The sequence below is a fragment of the Clostridium intestinale genome (assembly GCF_035905475.1).
In the GTDB taxonomy this organism is placed as follows: Bacteria; Bacillota; Clostridia; order Clostridiales; family Clostridiaceae; genus Clostridium_T; species Clostridium_T intestinale.
In genome coordinates, this window is record NZ_CP121166.1 from 1,775,877 (window position 1) to 1,793,709 (window position 17,833).

The 17,833-nt window shown below is 28.5% G+C and carries 21 protein-coding genes; 1 reads left to right on the forward strand and 20 read right to left on the reverse strand.

The features are described 5' to 3' along the window. Positions 1–5 precede the first annotated feature (5 nt). Positions 6–638, reverse strand: a complete 633-nt coding sequence (locus P8F83_RS09155) for an NAD(P)-dependent oxidoreductase (protein ID WP_326514362.1) — start codon at positions 636–638, stop codon at positions 6–8. Between the two features lie 117 nt (positions 639–755). Here P8F83_RS09155 and P8F83_RS09160 point away from each other — a divergent pair, with 117 nt between their 5' ends. Continuing rightward, positions 756–1,094, forward strand: a complete 339-nt coding sequence (locus P8F83_RS09160) for a winged helix-turn-helix transcriptional regulator (RefSeq protein ID WP_326514363.1) — start codon at positions 756–758, stop codon at positions 1,092–1,094. A gap of 887 nt (positions 1,095–1,981) precedes the next feature. On the opposite strand, the gene spo0A is transcribed toward P8F83_RS09160, so the two are convergent. From spo0A to spoIIIAC, 19 genes are all read right to left on the reverse strand, one after another. Further along, positions 1,982–2,797, reverse strand: a complete 816-nt coding sequence (gene spo0A, locus P8F83_RS09165) for a sporulation transcription factor Spo0A (protein WP_021801463.1) — start codon at positions 2,795–2,797, stop codon at positions 1,982–1,984. 206 nt (positions 2,798–3,003) lie between these two features. Then, the gene (gene spoIVB, locus P8F83_RS09170) at positions 3,004–4,188 is read right to left on the reverse strand and encodes a SpoIVB peptidase (RefSeq protein WP_326514364.1); all 1,185 of its coding nucleotides are present in this window, start codon (positions 4,186–4,188) and stop codon (positions 3,004–3,006) included. Positions 4,189–4,325: 137 nt separating this feature from the next. Beyond that, positions 4,326–6,071, reverse strand: coding sequence for a DNA repair protein RecN (recN, locus tag P8F83_RS09175; protein ID WP_326514365.1), 1,746 nt, complete (start codon positions 6,069–6,071; stop codon positions 4,326–4,328). 20 nt (positions 6,072–6,091) lie between these two features. Continuing rightward, positions 6,092–6,544: an arginine repressor gene (locus P8F83_RS09180; RefSeq protein WP_021801460.1), complete on the reverse strand. Its 453-nt coding sequence runs from the start codon at positions 6,542–6,544 to the stop codon at positions 6,092–6,094. Continuing rightward, complete coding sequence (locus P8F83_RS09185) at positions 6,534–7,397, reverse strand: NAD(+)/NADH kinase (RefSeq protein ID WP_326514366.1); 864 nt, start codon at positions 7,395–7,397, stop codon at positions 6,534–6,536. The genes P8F83_RS09180 and P8F83_RS09185 overlap by 11 nt, the downstream gene beginning before the upstream one ends. 22 nt (positions 7,398–7,419) lie before the next feature. After that, positions 7,420–8,229 (reverse strand): TlyA family RNA methyltransferase, encoded by an 810-nt coding sequence (locus tag P8F83_RS09190; RefSeq protein WP_326514367.1) that lies wholly within the window; start codon positions 8,227–8,229, stop codon positions 7,420–7,422. Positions 8,230–8,244: 15 nt separating this feature from the next. Further along, on the reverse strand, positions 8,245–10,104 hold the full coding sequence (gene dxs / locus P8F83_RS09195; RefSeq protein ID WP_326514368.1) for a 1-deoxy-D-xylulose-5-phosphate synthase: 1,860 nt from the start codon (positions 10,102–10,104) through the stop codon (positions 8,245–8,247). A 16-nt stretch (positions 10,105–10,120) separates the two neighbouring features. Further along, positions 10,121–10,990, reverse strand: a complete 870-nt coding sequence (locus tag P8F83_RS09200) for a polyprenyl synthetase family protein (protein ID WP_326514369.1) — start codon at positions 10,988–10,990, stop codon at positions 10,121–10,123. A 3-nt stretch (positions 10,991–10,993) separates the two neighbouring features. Next, entirely contained in the window at positions 10,994–11,206 is a 213-nt protein-coding gene (xseB, locus tag P8F83_RS09205) for an exodeoxyribonuclease VII small subunit (protein ID WP_073019719.1), read from the reverse strand. A 13-nt stretch (positions 11,207–11,219) separates the two neighbouring features. After that, positions 11,220–12,416 carry an exodeoxyribonuclease VII large subunit gene (gene xseA, locus P8F83_RS09210; protein WP_326514370.1) on the reverse strand — a complete coding sequence of 399 codons (1,197 nt, stop codon included), beginning with the start codon at positions 12,414–12,416 and terminating at the stop codon, positions 11,220–11,222. Then, complete coding sequence (locus P8F83_RS09215; protein ID WP_073019723.1) at positions 12,417–13,253, reverse strand: tetrahydrofolate dehydrogenase/cyclohydrolase catalytic domain-containing protein; 837 nt, start codon at positions 13,251–13,253, stop codon at positions 12,417–12,419. An 18-nt stretch (positions 13,254–13,271) separates the two neighbouring features. Beyond that, the gene (nusB, locus tag P8F83_RS09220; protein ID WP_326514371.1) at positions 13,272–13,679 is read right to left on the reverse strand and encodes a transcription antitermination factor NusB; all 408 of its coding nucleotides are present in this window, start codon (positions 13,677–13,679) and stop codon (positions 13,272–13,274) included. Between the two features lie 114 nt (positions 13,680–13,793). Continuing rightward, complete coding sequence (locus tag P8F83_RS09225; protein WP_021801451.1) at positions 13,794–14,171, reverse strand: Asp23/Gls24 family envelope stress response protein; 378 nt, start codon at positions 14,169–14,171, stop codon at positions 13,794–13,796. 76 nt (positions 14,172–14,247) lie between these two features. After that, positions 14,248–14,754 carry a SpoIIIAH-like family protein gene (locus P8F83_RS09230; protein WP_315113017.1) on the reverse strand — a complete coding sequence of 169 codons (507 nt, stop codon included), beginning with the start codon at positions 14,752–14,754 and terminating at the stop codon, positions 14,248–14,250. A gap of 156 nt (positions 14,755–14,910) precedes the next feature. Beyond that, positions 14,911–15,489 (reverse strand): stage III sporulation protein AG, encoded by a 579-nt coding sequence (gene spoIIIAG, locus P8F83_RS09235; protein WP_326514372.1) that lies wholly within the window; start codon positions 15,487–15,489, stop codon positions 14,911–14,913. Between the two features lie 11 nt (positions 15,490–15,500). Beyond that, the gene (gene spoIIIAF / locus P8F83_RS09240; protein WP_326514373.1) at positions 15,501–16,067 is read right to left on the reverse strand and encodes a stage III sporulation protein AF; all 567 of its coding nucleotides are present in this window, start codon (positions 16,065–16,067) and stop codon (positions 15,501–15,503) included. Between the two features lie 2 nt (positions 16,068–16,069). Then, positions 16,070–17,233: a stage III sporulation protein AE gene (spoIIIAE, locus tag P8F83_RS09245; RefSeq protein WP_420022610.1), complete on the reverse strand. Its 1,164-nt coding sequence runs from the start codon at positions 17,231–17,233 to the stop codon at positions 16,070–16,072. Positions 17,234–17,242: 9 nt separating this feature from the next. After that, the gene (spoIIIAD, locus tag P8F83_RS09250; RefSeq protein ID WP_326514374.1) at positions 17,243–17,626 is read right to left on the reverse strand and encodes a stage III sporulation protein AD; all 384 of its coding nucleotides are present in this window, start codon (positions 17,624–17,626) and stop codon (positions 17,243–17,245) included. A 9-nt stretch (positions 17,627–17,635) separates the two neighbouring features. Next, entirely contained in the window at positions 17,636–17,833 is a 198-nt protein-coding gene (gene spoIIIAC / locus P8F83_RS09255; protein ID WP_021801445.1) for a stage III sporulation protein AC, read from the reverse strand.

The window sequence follows — 17,833 nt, forward strand, 5'->3', positions numbered from 1 at the left end:
TTTATTTAACTACCTATAATTGGCATTGAATATTCATAGGTTTTGTTGTTCAATTGTTCTACCATAAAAGCACCAATATCTTCTCTTGAAATATTAAAACTCATTTTTGTTTCACCGAATCCTACTTTAACGTTATTGGCAAATGATGTGTCTTTTGGAGCTATAAAGCGAACAATTGTCCAGTTCAGATTAGATGCGGTAATAATATCTGCGATATAAATTAGTTCTCTTTTAGCCATTGGAAATAACATTCCTGCTAGGAATCCTGGAACAACAGTGATAAAGGACTTTTTATCTTTTTTAAAACGAACGCTTGGGGTAGACCAATCAATAATACGTTTAATACCATATTCATTCATAGCTTTAAAAAGGTTCTTATGACCTTCAAGAGAATCCATATGTTTATATCTTTTCATAGGGATACCAACGCACCAAATGACAGCATCACAATCGAATATAGCATCTTTTATATCGTTATAATTATTAATTTCACCTTGTACAGTGGTTAGATTTTCATGTTTGATTGTCAATTTTGATGGATTACGAAGGAATGCTTTTACTTCATAACCTTTTTCTAGGGCATGTTGTACGGCAAATTTTCCGATGCCACCTGATGCACCAAATATTATAACTTTCATATAATCACCTCCAATTCAATTTGTCTTTACATTTGAATAATACTATGTATAATAATTATTAACAAGTACAATAATATTTGATAGATACTATTAAATGTGATAGTAATGAGGTATAGTATGGAAAGAAAGTATGAAGATGATAATATAGAAAATTGTCCTGTAGCAAGCATACAGAAGATAATACGTGGTAAATGGACCATGGTTATCGTATTTTTCTTGAGCCAGGGTACTTTGAGATTTGGAGAACTCAGTAGGAAAATGCCACACGTGACACAGGCAAATCTAACGAAAGAGCTTCGAATGTTAGAAGCATACAAGCTCATTCACAGAGAAGTATATAAAGAAGTTCCGCCTAAAGTAGAATATTCATTAACGGAGTTAGGTGTGAAATTTTTGCCAGTATTAGAAGCTTTAGAAAAATGGGCAATTGAATATGAACCATATCAAAGTAGTTAAACATGCTTATGAATTTCAAATTGGTAGTCGTCACTTATTGCATTCTTAATTATCTGTTAATTTGAACTATTAATTAAATAAGTATACAAACAAAAAACTTTTTTCATTTTTAACAAATATTGAAAACTAATTAAGTTATAAACCCAAAAATAATATTTAAACTAATCAATGCAATCTATAATACATCAATTATATCAAAAGGAGTTGAATAAGGAGAAAATATATATGTAGTTCATAAAAAAGAAGATGCTTTGTACACAAGTAGCATCTTCTTTTTTTCATCTAGTATTGTATTTTTACTTGTTATCTAATAAGTTTTATATTCTCAATAAATTCATCAATATAGTATATATCTCTCTAATTTTATTATCTAAATACTATATTAAACTACTATCAGTTCTGAGGATTTTAGACAAGTAGAATATATTGTTTTCTTTAAAGTTTTTAGGATTAATCCTCGTTTAATACATTGAAGATTTAAGATACTTTGTAAATATATTTTTAAACGTTCCCCATGTAGAAATTGGTTTTTTTAATTATTCTATCTTCTGTTGTCGCCCAGTTGAAAAACTATTTTATTTATAGTTATGATACCTCAGTCTTTTAAATATCTTGCAAATAACCTAAGAGTACTCTAGTAACTTTTTCTTCTTAAATCTTTCTTTTTACAGTGAATCATAAATTCCTAAATAGCATAGTCTAGTTCAAATTCTTTTATTTTTTGCATGAAAAAACCTCCTATATTCACACCCAATGAATATAGAAGGTTTGTTTTAACCTTTTAAAAAAGTTAGTTGGTATAAAAACATATTAGTTGCCTTAAAAAATATAATTGTAATTTTTTTCATATTCCTCTTAGCCATTGATTCTCTTGGTACTTATCTCTTTCAACTGACTTTATTTTTAAGCCTTAATTTATCAGCTACCATAGCTATAAATTCAGAATTTGTTGGCTTGCCTTTATCATTGTGTATAGTATACCCAAATAACTTATTGATTGCTTCTACTTGACCTCTTCCCCAAGCTACTTCTATAGCATGTCTAATTGCTCTTTCAACTCTTGATGCAGTTGTATTGAACTTCTTAGCTATAGATGGATATAATTCTTTAGTTACAGCTGATAATAATTCCATATCATTAACAACCATTGTTATAGCTTCTCTTAAATACATATAGCCTTTAATATGTGCTGGAACTCCTATTTCGTGTATGATATTAGTTATTTCAGTTTCTAAATCAATAGGTTCTCTTTTATTTTCTACCTTAATTTCTGGTGTTTCAATTAACGGAATTGATTTTTTTACTCCTTCTGCAGAAATAGTATTATTGAACATTTGTCTTATTCTCTTAGTAAATACATCCATGTCAAATGGTTTTACTACATAATAATCTGCACCTAAACTTATAGCTCTTTGAGTAATTTTATCTTGTCCTACTGCACTTAATACTATAATTCTTGGCATAGGATCAAGATTCATAGAACCTAATCTTTCTAAAACTCCAAGACCATCTAAATGAGGCATTATTATATCTAAAACAACTAAATCGGGCTGTTTTTCTTCAATCAATTTTAATGCTTCAATTCCATCTTTCGCTATACCCGTAACTATTATATCCCTTTGATTTAAAAGATAATCATTAAGAATGTTACAGAATTCTTTGTTGTCATCTGCTATTAAAACTGATATTTTTGAATTTTGCATAATCTTCTCCCCTTCACTTTGTACCATAATTTTACATTATTTCTATTCGACAAATCCACACCAATTCCTTCTAATTTGGTATAAAAAATAAAAAAAATCTTTTATCTCTTTTATTTATAAATAGATTATAACACATAAGAGTAAAATTTTAATATTTTTTATAAAAATATTACAAAAACCTCTCAAATAATTGAGAGGTTTTTGAATTATTTAATGATCTGCGCATCTTTTAACATCCACTCTATATATATACCATATCCAACCTTAGGGTTATTTATCAAAACATGCGTTACTGCACCTACTATTTTTCCATTTTGTATTATTGGTGAACCACTCATACCTTGAACTATACCACCTGTTTTATCTAATAGTTTTGGGTCTGTTACTTCGATAACCATACTTTTAGGTCCAGCTTCATCCTGTGCAAGTAATTTGGTTATTTTAATGTCATAATATTGTGGTCCATTTTCATCAACAGTAGTTAATATTTGTGCTTTTCCTTCTTTTATTTCATCCCTAAAACCAACTTTCATGGGATTACTTTTTGATTGATAATTCTCATTAAGTTTCCCAAAAATACCACAATATGTGTTTTGTGATATTAAGCCTAATGGAGATTCTTCGTCTAAGAAAATTCCTCTTAGTTCTCCTGGAGATCCTTTTTCACTTTTTCTAACATTTATTATTGAAGACTTTACTAAATCCCCTTTTTTTACTGTAATTAATGAATTAGTATCTCCATCAATTATAGCATGCCCTAATGCTCCATAATATCCTGTTTCTTTATGCGAAAAAGTTAATGTTCCTACTCCTGCTGTAGAGTCTCTCACCCATAATCCTATCTTGTATTTACCGTCTGTAGTAGCTTTGATTCTATTAAGTGTTTTAATTTCACTTTTACCATTTTTTGATACTTCAATCTTAATTTCATCAGTTTTACTACTACTTACTTTTCTAACTAAATCCTGAGAATCTTCAACATCCTCATTATTGATTTTTAATATTAAATCACCTATTTCTATACCTATTTCTTTTGCTGGAGATGAAATCTTTTTATCTTCTATCTGTATGTCTGAATATCCTACTACCAAAACTCCTTTAGATGATAATTTTATGCCAACTGGCGTTCCTCCAGGATATACCTCCAAATCTTTAACATTTTTAATATCTACACTTTTTACTGTAATCAAACCAAAAAGATTTATATTTAACTTGTTTGATTCAACTTTTTTAGAGTATATAGGTGAACTGGTTAATTTATAATCACCTATTTCTCCTGTAGATGTATATATATACTTTGGAGTTTTATTTGGTACAGTTATTCCTAATAAAAATAGAAGTATTAGGGGAGTTAAAATTAAAGCAGTAATTTTTATTTTTCTATTTTTCATTTTTTCTCCTCCTTTCGCCTCTATCTTTAAATTGCCCGTGTATACTTTACAATATCCTGTAATAACTTTGTTATTATAGACAATAATTTTAATAATATACCTTTATTTTTCTTTAAAACAAAAAAATAAAACCGATTTTACTTATCGATTTTATTTTGGCTATTTTTTCTATTTTTATTCTCTAATATTTTTATATTTTCTTTAATTACATTTGCTAATTTTATCATCTCTTTAGAATTTTCTAATGTAACATCTGTTATCCTAGCTCCACCTACCATTAAGGCAATTTCTTTTGCTTTTTCCTCTTCGCTTAATATTTTTATTTTAGAAAGAGTTTTACCTTCTCTTTCTTCTTTAGAAACAAAATAATGAGTGTCTGATAGGCATGCGATTTGTGGTAAATGAGTTATACATATAACCTGATGTTTAGTTGATATTTCAAAGATTTTTTCTCCAACAGATTGAGCTACTCTTCCACTTATTCCTGTATCAATTTCATCGAATATAACAGTTTCTATATTATCTTTATCTACAAATACTGTTTTTAGTGCTAACATTATTCTTGATAATTCTCCTCCAGAAACTATATTATCTAAAGCTCTTAAAGGTTCTCCTATATTCGTGGATACTACAAATAAAACCTTATCTTTTCCATTGTTATTAAAATCTGAGTCTTCATCTATAGAAATTTTAAAAGTACACTTCTCGAGTCCTAAATATCTTAATTCATTCATTATCTTATCTTGAAGATATGTACTTACTTTTATTCTTTCTTCTCTAATTTTTCTACAAATATTATTAAGAGAGATAATTATCTTATCTTCCTCATTTTTTAATTTATTGATTATCTCTTCTGAATTAACTATTTCATCATACTGAGATTTAATCTTCTCATAATACTCCAAAACCTCTTCTACACTCTGATTATTAGATGAATACTTCTTTTTATAGTTAGAAATTTTATATAATCTTTCATTTATTTCAGCTAATTCAAATTCATCATAATTTATTGAATTTAATAGTCTATTTATTTCTCTAGCAGCTTCTTCTAAAATATAAAAGGTTTCATTAAGACTACTGTTTAATTCTTTAATCTCTGAAACAGTATTCTCAATTGATTCTAGGTACGCAACAACATTAGAAAGATTGTCTATTATAGTTCCTTCAGTATTAGAATCTTTTAATAAAACGTAGGATTTATTTAAGGCGCTAAGTATCTTTTCTGAATTAGATAATAATTCGAATCTTTCTCTAAGCTGTTCTTCTTCTCCTAGCTTCAAGTTCCCATCTTCTATATCTTTTATTTGAAATTTAAGATAATCTACAAACTTTTCTTTATCTTCTGAACCATTTAGTTCCTTAATTTTATTTCGTACAGATAATAGATTTTCTCTTACCAATCTATATTCTTCTAATAAATCTCTTAAACTTTTTTCTCCAAAACTATCTAAATAATTTATATGTTTATTTTTATCTAATAAATTTTGATTTTCATGTTGTCCATGTATATCTACAAGTCTCTCAGTAATTTTTCTTAAAATAGTAATAGTAATACTTTTCCCATTTATTTTTATATTACTTCTACCATTTAAAAAAGTTTCTCTAGAGATTATGATAACATCCTCAACATCTATATCTAAATTTCTCAATATGTCATTTATATTTTTGCTATTAACCGAAAATACAGCCTCTACATAGGCTTTGAAAGTTCCGGTTCTTATTATGTCTCTTCCTACTTTCCCGCCTAAAACATAGTTAATTGCTTCAATTAAAATAGATTTTCCAGCACCAGTTTCTCCAGATAAGATGTTGAATCCTTCATAAAAATCCACAGTCATCTCTTCTATTAATGCGAAATTTTTTATATTTAATTGTAATAACATTTTAACCCACCTTATACACTCTATTCATTTATCATCTTCCTAAGTTTACTTACAATTTCTTCTGCTTTTTCTATTCTTCTAACCAATATAAAAAATGTATTGTCTCCTGCTATAGTTCCAGCTATATCATCTAAGTCCAAAGTATCTAAAGCCTCAGCTGCAGCTGCTGCAGATCCAGAAATAGTTTTTACAACCACAAATTTATCTACATTCTCAACATGTAATATTGAATTTTTTAGTATTGATGTTAGTTTATCGGAAATATTATATTTATCTGCTGCTGGAAGAGTGTATTTATATTTACCCGACTTTCCTTGAGCCTTTATAAGCTTTAATAATTTTATATCTCTAGATACTGTTGCTTGCGTAACATCAAATCCAGAGCTTTTTAATTCTTCTGCAAGCTCTTCCTGAGTTTCAATATCTTTATCCTTAATTATTTGTAGTATTTCATCATGTCTTTTAGATTTCATCATAATCACCTTCACAATCAATATTAGAGTTAAAAAGTTTTGTCCTAATTACTTTAAAGTAATCATAGTCATTAAGTAATAAAATTTTGCAGCTATTTTGTGCTTTACTTATTTCTACTACATCTTTTTTATCTAATTTTACTGCTTTTTGACCATCTATAGATAAGTATACCTCTTCCTCATAACTTTCACTTATTATTTTTATATTTGATTTACCTTCTAAAACCATTGTCTGCATATTTTTAGTGTGAGGACAAATAGGCGTTAAGAGAATAACATCTAAAGTTGGATAGATTAAAGGACCTCCAGCTGAAAAAGAGTATGCTGAGGAGCCAGTAGGTGAAGATATGATTATTCCATCTCCTTTAATAGATGTAAATTCTTTATCATCAACATATATAGTAAACTTACTCATACGTGATAAGGTTCCTCTAGCTATTACAAAATCATTTAATGCAACATTTTTCTTTTTAACACCTTCATTTATTACAATTCCTTCTAACATCATTCTTTCTTGTATAAAGTAATCTCCCTTTTTTAGATCTAAAATCACCTTATCCAAATCTTCTATATCTGCTGACGTTAAAAATCCTAAATTCCCTATATTTATACCAAATATAGGACAATTAATATGTCCGTTTAATCTTCTAGAGGCTCCAATTAATGTTCCATCTCCACCTAAGACTATTAATAAATCAATGTCTTTTTCTATAGACTCTGCTATATCTTCGCAATTATAAACTACAGATATTTCACAATCAGAAAATGCATCTTCTAACTTCCCTAAAACAACTCTTAAGATCTCTCCACCTTTGTCTTTTGAAGGATTAATTAATACTGATATCTTATCCATATATTCTCCAATCTTAAAATTATTATAGACTTTCATGTGCTTTATTAACTACTTCATCTATCATTTGCATTTTAAAATTAGTTTCTCTACTTAAATCTTTAGTAAAATATATTAAAAACTCCATATTGCCTTCTGGCCCCTTAATTGGAGAAAAACTTAAATCTAATATATTTATATTTTCTTTTATTAAATTTTCAACTATTTTATTTATTACTTCGATATGAGTACTTTTTTCTCTTACCACACCTTTTTTACCAACTTTTTCTCTTCCAGCTTCAAACTGTGGTTTTATTAGAGACACAACTTCCCCTGATTCTTTTATTAATGATAATACAGCTGGCATTATTTTATTGATTGATATAAATGAAACATCTATAGATGCAAAATCAGCCTGCTCACCCAATTGTTCTTCAGTAACATATCTTATATTGGTTCTCTCCATACATACTACTCTAGGATCAGTTCTTAACTTCCACGCAAATTGACCATACCCAACATCAATTGAGAATACCTTTTTAGCGCCATTTTGAAGCATACAGTCCGTAAAGCCACCTGTAGAAGCTCCTATATCTAAACATACTTTATCTTTCAACTCAATTTCAAACTCTTTTATGGCTTTTTCTAGTTTAAATCCCCCTCTACTTACATAGGGAATTTTTTGCCCTTTAAATTCAATAGATGAAGTTATCTTTATTTTTTCTCCACATTTATCTACTCTTTGACCATCTACAAATATGTTCCCTGACATTATTTGAGCTTTAGCTTTTTCTCTTGATTCAAAAAAACCTTGTTCTACCAATAAAACATCTAATCTTTCTTTAGCTTCCGCCATAGTTAACTCCTTTAATTAATCTATAATTTCTATAACTTTATCTCTAATTCCTTTTGCGTCTAGTTTATTAATTTTATATAAAGTCTTTACATCTCCATGCTCTACAAACTCATCTTCATATCCTAGTTGAATAACGCTTTTTTTATAGTTACATTTATTTAAATAATAAAGAACAGAATCACCTAAACCGCCCTTTAAAATATTATCTTCAATAGTAATTATTTTATAATTATTTTTAATAAGGTAATCTATAAGCTCATAGTCTATCGGTTTAATAAATGTTGCATTTATTATCATAGGGTTTATGTTATCCTCTAATAATAACCTTTTAGCATTTAATGAATTAGTCACCATTTTACCTGTTGAGATTATAGCTACTTTTTCTCCATTATCAATTATCTCCCATTTACCCAAAACAACTTCCTTTAGTGGTTTTAAATTATTACTTTCATCCCCACCTCTAGGGTATCTAATAGCTATAGGTGTATTTTGATTTATTGACCATTTTAGCATATTATATAACTCACCAGTACACTTAGGAGCCATTATAGTCATGTTAGGGATGTGAGATAGATATGAGATATCAAATATGCCTTGATGTGTTTCTCCATCTTCACCAACTAAACCTGCTCTATCAATAGCAAATATTACAGGTAATTTTTGAATGCAAACATCATGCAAAACTTGATCATATGCTCTTTGTAAAAAAGTTGAGTATACGGCAAAAACCGGTTTTAATCCTTCCGCTGCCATTCCAGCAGCTAATGTAACTGCATGTTGTTCAGCTATTCCAACATCAAAAAATCTTTTTGGAAATAATCTAGAGTATTCTTTTAATCCTGTACCATCAGGCATTGCTGCTGTTATTGCTACAATATCTTCTCTCTCTTCTGAAAGCCTTACCATAGCATTTGAAAACGCTTTAGAATATGTAATTTCCTTTGAACCCTTTATTTCCCCATTTATTGAATTAAAAGGAGAAACACCATGATATTTATTTGGATTTCTTTCGGCAAATTCATATCCTTTACCTTTTTTAGTTATTGTATGTATAATTACTGGAGTATTTAATTCTTTAGCCTTAGATATAACAGAATTTAATTCTTTCAAATCATGTCCATCTATAGGGCCTAGATACTTCCATCCCATATCTTCAAAAAGCATTGATGGTACAACCAATTGTTTTACACTATCTTTGATTTTACTTAAAGATACAGCTATATTTTTACCAATCTCAAAACTTTTAAGAGTATCATTTATCTCATTTTTTAATTTGTTATAACTTGGCTCCAAACGCAGCTTACTTAAATACGATGATAAGCCACCTACATTTTTATCTATACTCATGCCATTATCATTAATAATTACAATTATATCTGTTTTGTTATCTCCAGCATCATTTAATGCTTCTAATGCCATTCCACCAGTAAGAGCACCATCTCCAATTACTGCTACAACTTTATTCTTTTTACCTAAAACATCCCTAGCTCTTGCCATTCCTAACGCTGCTGAAATTGAAGTAGAAGAATGTCCTGTATCAAAAGAATCATATATACTTTCTCCTCTTTTAGGAAAACCACTAAGTCCATCAAAAGTTCTTAACTTATCAAATTTTTCTTTTCTACCAGTTAAAATTTTATGTACGTAAGATTGATGTCCTACATCCCAAATAAGCTTATCTTCTTCAAAATCAAAATTTTTAAATAAACTTAATGTAAGCTCAACTACACCTAGATTTGAGGCTAAATGTCCTCCTGTTTTTGACACCTTATCTATCAAAAATTCTCTTATTTCACTAGATAATACTTCTAACTGAGATTCATTTAATACTTTTACATCCTTAGGTTCATTTATTTCATCTAAAAATTTACCCATATTATCATCCTTCAAATTAATTTTCTCTATTTAAAAGTTCTAATGTTAGAGCTTTTAATGATTTTACATCTTTATTTAATGAATTTAGTATTTCCAAACATTCATCTGTAAGCTCTATACACTTCTTATTACAATATTCCAATCCATACATAGTAATAAAATTAGTTTTATTATTGTTTTCATCGCTTTTTACATTTTTCCCAAGTTTATTAGTGTTTCCTACTACATCAAGTATATCATCTTTGATTTGAAAGGCTAACCCTAAATTTTCTCCAAACCTTTTTAATTTGGATAATTCTTCATTTGAAGCTCCTCCGTATATGGCACCAGATAGGATTGAAGCTTTAATTAATTCCCCAGTTTTTTTACTGTGCATATATAATAATTCTTCTTCTTGTATTACTTTACCTTCGTTTATTATATCAACTATTTGGCCGCCTACCATTCCTTCAGCGCCTGATGCATTAGTTATTTCTTTAGTAGCTAATAATGCTTTTTCTCCGTTTTTTATAGAAAAGTCTATTAATATATTAAATGCTTCATTTAATAAAGAATCTCCTGCTAATATAGCTATTGCCTCACCAAAAACTTTGTGATTTGTAGGTTTACCTCTTCTTAAATCATCATTGTCCATGGCTGGAAGATCATCGTGTATTAACGAATAGGTATGTATCATCTCAAGAGCTAAGCTTAGAGGTAGAACTTTTTTGTAATCTTCCTCATATAAAGAATATGTTAAAAAACATAACGTAGGTCTAACTCTTTTTCCACCTATTCTTAAGCTATAATCTTGAGCTTCATATATTATTTTATTAAATCCCTCTTTACCTTTAAAATAATTATCTAATTCATGATTAAAATAATCTTTAATACTATCTATAACCATTTACTACTCCTTTATTTCTAATTCTCCTTCTTCACTTATAACCTTTATCTTTCCTTCTAATGTATCAAGGGTTTTATATAACTTATTTACAAGCTTGGTTCCCTCTTCATACATCTTCATGGAATCATCTATATTCAATTCATTGCTTTCTAACTTATCTACTATGTCTTTTAATTTTTCAAGCATATTTTCATATGTCTCATTTTTTTTAACCATAAACTCACCCTAACTAATCTAATGTATTTATTTTTCTTTTTTCAATACCATCTTTTAATATTATTTCATACACTCCATCTTTTAAATCTTCCTTAGATTTTATAGTGTTTCCTTGTGAATCTTTTATTACACTAAACCCTTTATCTAATATACTTATAGGATTATTTGCTTGGAGTAATTTATTGTACCTAAAAATAATTTCTTTTTCCATATCAATTTTTGTTTTTAGTGTTTTATTTAATCTCCACTTAAGCCCATCTATTGTATTATAAGAATTTATAATAATGTTCTGCGGAGAATTTATATGCAAAAATCTTTTGATGTTAGTAAGATTATTTTTTTCTTCGTCCAACTTTTTATTAATGCTTTTATTGAGCATACTTTTTATGTTAAATAACTCTTCTCTCAAGCTTTCCTTTGTAACTATAGCTATTTCAGTTGCTGAAGATGGAGTAGCAGCTCTAATGTCTGCTACAAAATCACATATTGTAAAGTCAACTTCATGTCCTACAGCTGATATTATAGGTATTTTTGACTTATAAATCTCCCTCGCTAAGGACTCATCGTTAAATGCCCAAAGTTCTTCAAGAGAACCGCCACCTCTTCCGATAATAATAGCATCTACATTTTTTGTTTTATTAAAATATTGTATTCCTGAAATTAAGGTCTTATAGGCTTCTGCTCCTTGAACTAAAGCTGGATAAATTATTATGTCTACATTATCATTTCTTCTCTTTGTAACATTTATTATATCTTTTATAGCTGCGCCTGTTGGAGAGGTAATTACACCTAATGTCCTTATAAATTTAGGAATTGCTTTTTTATGATCTTCTGAAAATAATCCTTCTTCATTTAATTTCTTTTTAAGGTTTTCAAATTGAATATGTAAGCTTCCAAGCCCACTTTCAGATATTTCCTTAATATAAAGCTGGTAGCTTCCATCTTTAACATAGTTTGATAATCTACACTTTACTATTATCTTTATTCCATCTGCCAGTTTAAAATCTACGCTCATAGCATCACTTTTAAACATAACACAGTTTATTTTTGAATTTTCGTCCTTTAAAGAAAAATATATATGTCCTGAACTATGATATTTTAAGTTTGAAATCTCCCCTTCTACAGAAAGATTGCTTAAAATAAAGTCATTATCAAATATTCTTTTTATGTAGCTATTAACCTCTGTTACTTTTAGAACCTTCATTTTCATTTATTTCAATGCCTCGCATGCATTTTTTATAAGAAGAGTAGTGGTAAGTGCGCCTACTCCTCCAGGAACTGGTGTTATATAATCACACACCTCAAATACATCTTCGAAGTCTACGTCACCGGTTATTTTACCATTTAATGAAGATGTTCCTACATCTATTATTATAGCACCTTTTTTTACATATTCTTTATTTATAAACTTAGGTTTTCCTATAGCTACAACTAATATATCTGCTTCTTTTGTTATACTCTTTATGTCCTTTGTTTTTGAGTGGCACATAGTTACTGTCATATTTTCATTTATAAGAAGTTGAAAGGCTGGCTTGCCAACTATATTACTTCTTCCAATAACTACAGCTTTTTTACCACTTAATTCTATATCTAAACTTTTTAATAAAGTTATTACACTATTAGGTGTACATGGTATAAAGGATTTTTCACCTTTATAGAACCTCCCCATAGACTCATCAGTCAAACAATCAACATCTTTATCTACACTTATACAAGAGGTTATGTATTTTTCATTTAAATGTTTTGGTAGTGGAAGTTGTATAATTATACCTTGAATATTTTCATCTGTATTTAGTTTATTTATCTTATTAACGATTTCTTCTTCAGTAATATTTTCCTCTAACAAAATCTTATTAAAATTAATTCCAAGTGAATTTGCAACTTTTTCTTGAGCATTTTGATAATAGATGGAACCACCATCATTCCCAACTAGAATAGATGCTATCCCAGGAGCTATTAGTCCTTTAGATTTTCTTTCTGATATAAACTCTATAATTTCATTTTTAACTTCTTGCGCGATCTTTTTTCCATCAATTATTTGCCCCATGTTACTTCCCCCTGAAAATTAGTTTTCTTCTTTATATATGTTGTCTAATATCCCATTTATAAATGCTACTGACTTTTCATCTGAATACTCTTTTGCAACATCTAGAGCTTCATTTATAGCAACTTTTTTAGGAACATCATCTATATATAACATTTCACTTATCGCAAGTCTTAATATTGAAAGATTTACTTTTGATATTCTAGATAACTTCCATCCTTTTAAAAACTCTTCAATCTTAGAATCTATGCTAGTTTTGTTTTCATTCACTGCATTTAATATTTTAATTATGTACTCTTTATCTAATACTGTTTTATCCTCTTCATAGTTCTCTAAAAAGTTTTCCAGTACAAGGCTAGGTTCATCCTTAGATATCTCCATACTGTAACATAACTCCATAGCCACTCTTCTTGATTTTTTTCTATTCATAAGTACCTCCACTATCTTCTATTCTTATTATTGTCTTGTTTATTTATATTAAACATATTATATTATTTTAACACAATGAAATACCCTCTGAAAGTCAGAGGGTAAAAATTTTAATTATTTTTCTTTAGAAACCTTTTCTTCCTTAGGAATTACTATGTTGTTGACATTTATATTGACACTAGAAACCTTAAGTCCAGTCATAACTTCAACAGTTTTTTTAACGTTTTCTTGTACTTGATTAACCACATCTGGAATTCTCACTCCATATGCTACAAGTATAGATATATCAATAACTGCATCATTACCATCAACATTTACTTTAACGCTTTTACCAGCACTTTTTTTCCCTATTGGAAATATAGTTGAGGTAACGCCCGAATTAAATTCATATACCCCACTTATTTCAGAAGCTGCTATACCAGCAATTACACTTACTACTTCATCAGATATTTTGATTATTCCAAGACTTTCATCTCTAACAAGTTCATCCATTTAAAATAACCTCCTGTTTGCTCTAAAGCACTTTATCATAGGCTAATTATATCAAAATATCTTTTTAAATTCAATGTTATTGCTTACTTTCTATTTTTACATCCTTTATCTTTGAAACATTCATTACTGTTTGTAGTATTTCGTTAGCTTGCTTTTGATTCAATTCTTCTTTACTTTTTACAACTACTGTAGCTTTTTTACCATCACCTTGAATTAAACAAAGAGCGTCTTCAAAGCCTTTTCCTTTTATCTCTAGTTCAATTTTCGATGCATAATTTTGACTCATAACTAATGTACTGTATTGTTTTGATGCATCTTCTTTTGCAGCAGCAGTAGAATTAGAATCATTCATTATTTTCTTTAGCGATTCCATAGTAGATGCGTCTACCTGATTTTGTTGATTTCTTTGATCATAGAAATAATCTGCATTAGCATCACTATTCTCATCATCTGTTAACTTTATTGTTGGATTTAAATCTCCAGGTGATTCTGGTAAAGAACCATTAACTCTTGCAGCCAAAACCCCCACACAAACTATTAATGCAAGTAGAGTAAAAATAATCCCAAATTGTTTTCTTGTCATTGTTAATTCCTCCCATCTATTTCTATTGAATTATATGCACAGCGATTTTAAGATATACGTTTCTTTTACTTAATTTTTTAGATATACGTTCATTTCACTGCTATTTTAATATATATGTTTATCTCACATAATTTTTTAGATATGCATTTCTTTACCTTATTTCATGGGGTATACATTTATCTTATCTGAGGATACATCATATAACCCAGAACATGCTTTAGTAATATCATATTTAATCTTCGATACCTCAGCACCTTCAGCTACTACTACTATACCTGTAACTTTTGGCTTTAATGTTTTTAATATTAATGGATCATCCCCACTAGCCATTACTACTTTACTAGCATTATTATTTTGGTTAGTTACCCTCTTTCCTGAATTACCATCCGTTTCTTCTGTTACACTAGCTTGTTCATTTGTATCTATTGCAGGAACCTTAGACTCACTACTCTCAAAGTACATCATTACTTGCACTTCCCCAACTCCCTTTATGCTCCTTAGTATTTTTCTTAATTCCTCTTTTTGTGCTTCTTCATAATTAGATATTTCATTTGTTTTAGCTACTGTTTCTGTTTCTTGCGTTATGTTTTTTGCTACAGTTTTTTGTCCATCTTTATTAAAAAAGCTTAGTACTACAAAGGCAAAAACAGCAATCAAAAGTATAGCTATAATATTCATTAACTTTGGATCTTTTAATGATTTAAGGATGTTATTTTTCAAATCATTTTTATCCATATTACCCCTCCTTATTTAGCTGAATATATGTTTATTTTACTTTTATCAATTTTTAGCTCACCACTTAAATATTCTTTAATTTCCTTACTATTTTTAACATTACTTTCTTCTTTTTTACTAGAAGAACCTATTTCTATTTTCTTTATAGGAGCAATTCCTCCATCGTAAACATATATATTTAAAAGTTTTATATTTATGTCAAATTTATTTAAATCTACTTCCCCTTGAACTTCACTTTCAAAATTCATATTTTCAAATTTGGTTTTCAATGATGAATTTATGTTGTTTTGAAGATTTTCTAATATTTTCTTTTTCGTTGTTACATTAGCTTCAACAGTTTTTGACTCATTACTTGTTTCTTCTAATTGTTTTTCATACTTACTAAAAGTATCAACGAAAGTATTGTCTGATTTGCTAACTAAGTTTATTAATGGTGTTATGATAACAACTATAAGCATTAACCCAAGGACAAATTTAACATACTTTTTAAAGGAGTTATTAACTATTAACATTTCTACTGCTGTCATAAAAACTAAAGTTACAGCTATTTTTATAACCCAATCTTTTACTAATTCCATAGCTATCCTCCTAAAATAAACTTACCTGTAGATGCCATCACCGATACCATAATAAAAAACATAAGTGAAATAGATAATATGCATGAAATAATCATAACTACATAATCTCCAGCAGCTGCTATACAATTGGTTATTCTACTATCACAAACTGGCTCTACTAATGCAGATGATAACTTGTACATAAATGAAATCAGAACTAATTTTAAAATTGGTATTAATATGGTAAGAAATACTATAAGTAGCCCTAAAGATGATATAGAATTTTTTAATAAAACTGCATAACCTGCTACTGATGCAATAGCATCTGAAAATGCCTTACCAACAATGGGTATAAAATTATCTACCGCAAATTTAGCTGTCTTTAATGTCACCGCATCTATAGCATTGGATGTTATTCCTCTTATTGTAAGTAACCCTATTAAAGTTGTTACTAATATTCCCTGAACCCACAAAGTAACTTGCTTAAACAATTTACATATATTGTTTATCTTATGCTCATTTGAAATATTATTAACAAAATTAAGTACAAAACTCATTAGAATCATAGGAATTATAAAATCTACATATATCCTAGGAACTATTGTCACAGCTCCCATAAGTATTGGATCCATAGTTGCTGCTTGAGTTATTCCTCCTACAGACCCAATCAAAAACACCAGAACTGGCAGTAATGCCATCATAAAATCTGTTAACCCATTAATTGTATTTTTAGCTAAATCTATTGATACTAAAAAACTTTTAGACAATAGTATTATTAAAATGGCATAACAAGCATAAAAAGCTATATCACTATGTGAACCTCCAAATGCGTCCTGCAGATTTTTTAAAAGTGAACAGATTATAGCCATAACAACTACTGAAATTAATAGCTTTAATACCGTCTTACTTTCTTTTAAAATTACTGAAAAAGTTATCTTAACTAAATCTGAAGTTGATACTCCTCCATCTCCTTTCGATATATAATTTTTAATATAATCACTTATATTTAATTCATTTACTAACTCATTATCATCTTTCATTTTTGTTATATAATCATACAATTGTTGAACATTATTACTCTGTTCTAAAGAATCAGAGCTATTTGTTACTTCGCTTGCAAAAGTGAACTGTGTTAATGATATACTTAATATAAAAAAGATTAGTAAAAATCTTATCATTTTTTTCATATAATACCTCTACATTATTTTTAATATTGCATCTAGTACCCCCATTAATATAGGCATAGCTATGACCAATATTAGTATTTTAGCTGCCAATTCTATTCTACTTGCTATTCCTTGAGCTCCTGCCTCTTTACATATTTCTGTAGCAAATGTAGCTATATATGTTATCCCAACTATTTTTAGTACTAAAGTAATATAAAAACTATCTATATCCGCTTTTGATGACATGTCCTTTAAAAATGTAATTACTTCACCTATTGGCCTTAATAAAAACAAAAGAAGTAATACTCCACTTACAAGGGATATTTGGGTTGCTACACTAGGCTTTTCTTCTTTAAAATACATAAAAAGAAACAAAGAAACTAAAGAAAAAGCTATAATTTTAATTATGTCCATAATTCCTCCCTAAAACATAAACATGGTTTTAATGGAATCAAATAACTTAGATATTAGATTAATTATCATCAGCAATATGATTACAACTCCCGCTATATTTGTTAATGTTGAAATATCTTCTTTACCTGATGATTTTAGTACCTTTTCTATTATTATTATTAAAATACCTGCTGCCGCTATTTTAAATAGCATGTTAATGTCTAACAT

Excerpts from the sequence above, each read along its gene's own strand:
- P8F83_RS09155 (WP_326514362.1), bottom strand. The coding sequence starts at position 638 with ATGAAAGTTATAATATTTGGTGCATCAGGTGGCATCGGAAAATTTGCC.
- P8F83_RS09185 (WP_326514366.1), bottom strand. The coding sequence starts at position 7,397 with ATGGATAAGATATCAGTATTAATTAATCCTTCAAAAGACAAAGGTGGA.
- spoIIIAC (WP_021801445.1), bottom strand. The coding sequence starts at position 17,833 with ATGTTAGACATTAACATGCTATTTAAAATAGCGGCAGCAGGTATTTTA.
- spoIIIAF (WP_326514373.1), bottom strand. The coding sequence starts at position 16,067 with ATGGAATTAGTAAAAGATTGGGTTATAAAAATAGCTGTAACTTTAGTT.
- spo0A (WP_021801463.1), bottom strand. The coding sequence starts at position 2,797 with ATGCAAAATTCAAAAATATCAGTTTTAATAGCAGATGACAACAAAGAA.
- xseB (WP_073019719.1), bottom strand. The coding sequence starts at position 11,206 with ATGGTTAAAAAAAATGAGACATATGAAAATATGCTTGAAAAATTAAAA.
- spoIVB (WP_326514364.1), bottom strand. The coding sequence starts at position 4,188 with ATGAAAAATAGAAAAATAAAAATTACTGCTTTAATTTTAACTCCCCTA.
- spoIIIAD (WP_326514374.1), bottom strand. The coding sequence starts at position 17,626 with ATGGACATAATTAAAATTATAGCTTTTTCTTTAGTTTCTTTGTTTCTT.
- P8F83_RS09215 (WP_073019723.1), bottom strand. The coding sequence starts at position 13,253 with ATGGGGCAAATAATTGATGGAAAAAAGATCGCGCAAGAAGTTAAAAAT.
- xseA (WP_326514370.1), bottom strand. The coding sequence starts at position 12,416 with ATGAAAATGAAGGTTCTAAAAGTAACAGAGGTTAATAGCTACATAAAA.
- spoIIIAG (WP_326514372.1), bottom strand. The coding sequence starts at position 15,489 with ATGGATAAAAATGATTTGAAAAATAACATCCTTAAATCATTAAAAGAT.
- recN (WP_326514365.1), bottom strand. The coding sequence starts at position 6,071 with ATGTTATTACAATTAAATATAAAAAATTTCGCATTAATAGAAGAGATG.
- P8F83_RS09160 (WP_326514363.1), top strand. The coding sequence starts at position 756 with ATGGAAAGAAAGTATGAAGATGATAATATAGAAAATTGTCCTGTAGCA.
- spoIIIAE (WP_420022610.1), bottom strand. The coding sequence starts at position 17,233 with ATGAAAAAAATGATAAGATTTTTACTAATCTTTTTTATATTAAGTATA.
- P8F83_RS09190 (WP_326514367.1), bottom strand. The coding sequence starts at position 8,229 with ATGGCGGAAGCTAAAGAAAGATTAGATGTTTTATTGGTAGAACAAGGT.
- P8F83_RS09225 (WP_021801451.1), bottom strand. The coding sequence starts at position 14,171 with ATGGATGAACTTGTTAGAGATGAAAGTCTTGGAATAATCAAAATATCT.
- P8F83_RS09200 (WP_326514369.1), bottom strand. The coding sequence starts at position 10,990 with ATGGTTATAGATAGTATTAAAGATTATTTTAATCATGAATTAGATAAT.
- P8F83_RS09180 (WP_021801460.1), bottom strand. The coding sequence starts at position 6,544 with ATGAAATCTAAAAGACATGATGAAATACTACAAATAATTAAGGATAAA.
- nusB (WP_326514371.1), bottom strand. The coding sequence starts at position 13,679 with ATGAATAGAAAAAAATCAAGAAGAGTGGCTATGGAGTTATGTTACAGT.
- dxs (WP_326514368.1), bottom strand. The coding sequence starts at position 10,104 with ATGGGTAAATTTTTAGATGAAATAAATGAACCTAAGGATGTAAAAGTA.
- P8F83_RS09230 (WP_315113017.1), bottom strand. The coding sequence starts at position 14,754 with ATGACAAGAAAACAATTTGGGATTATTTTTACTCTACTTGCATTAATA.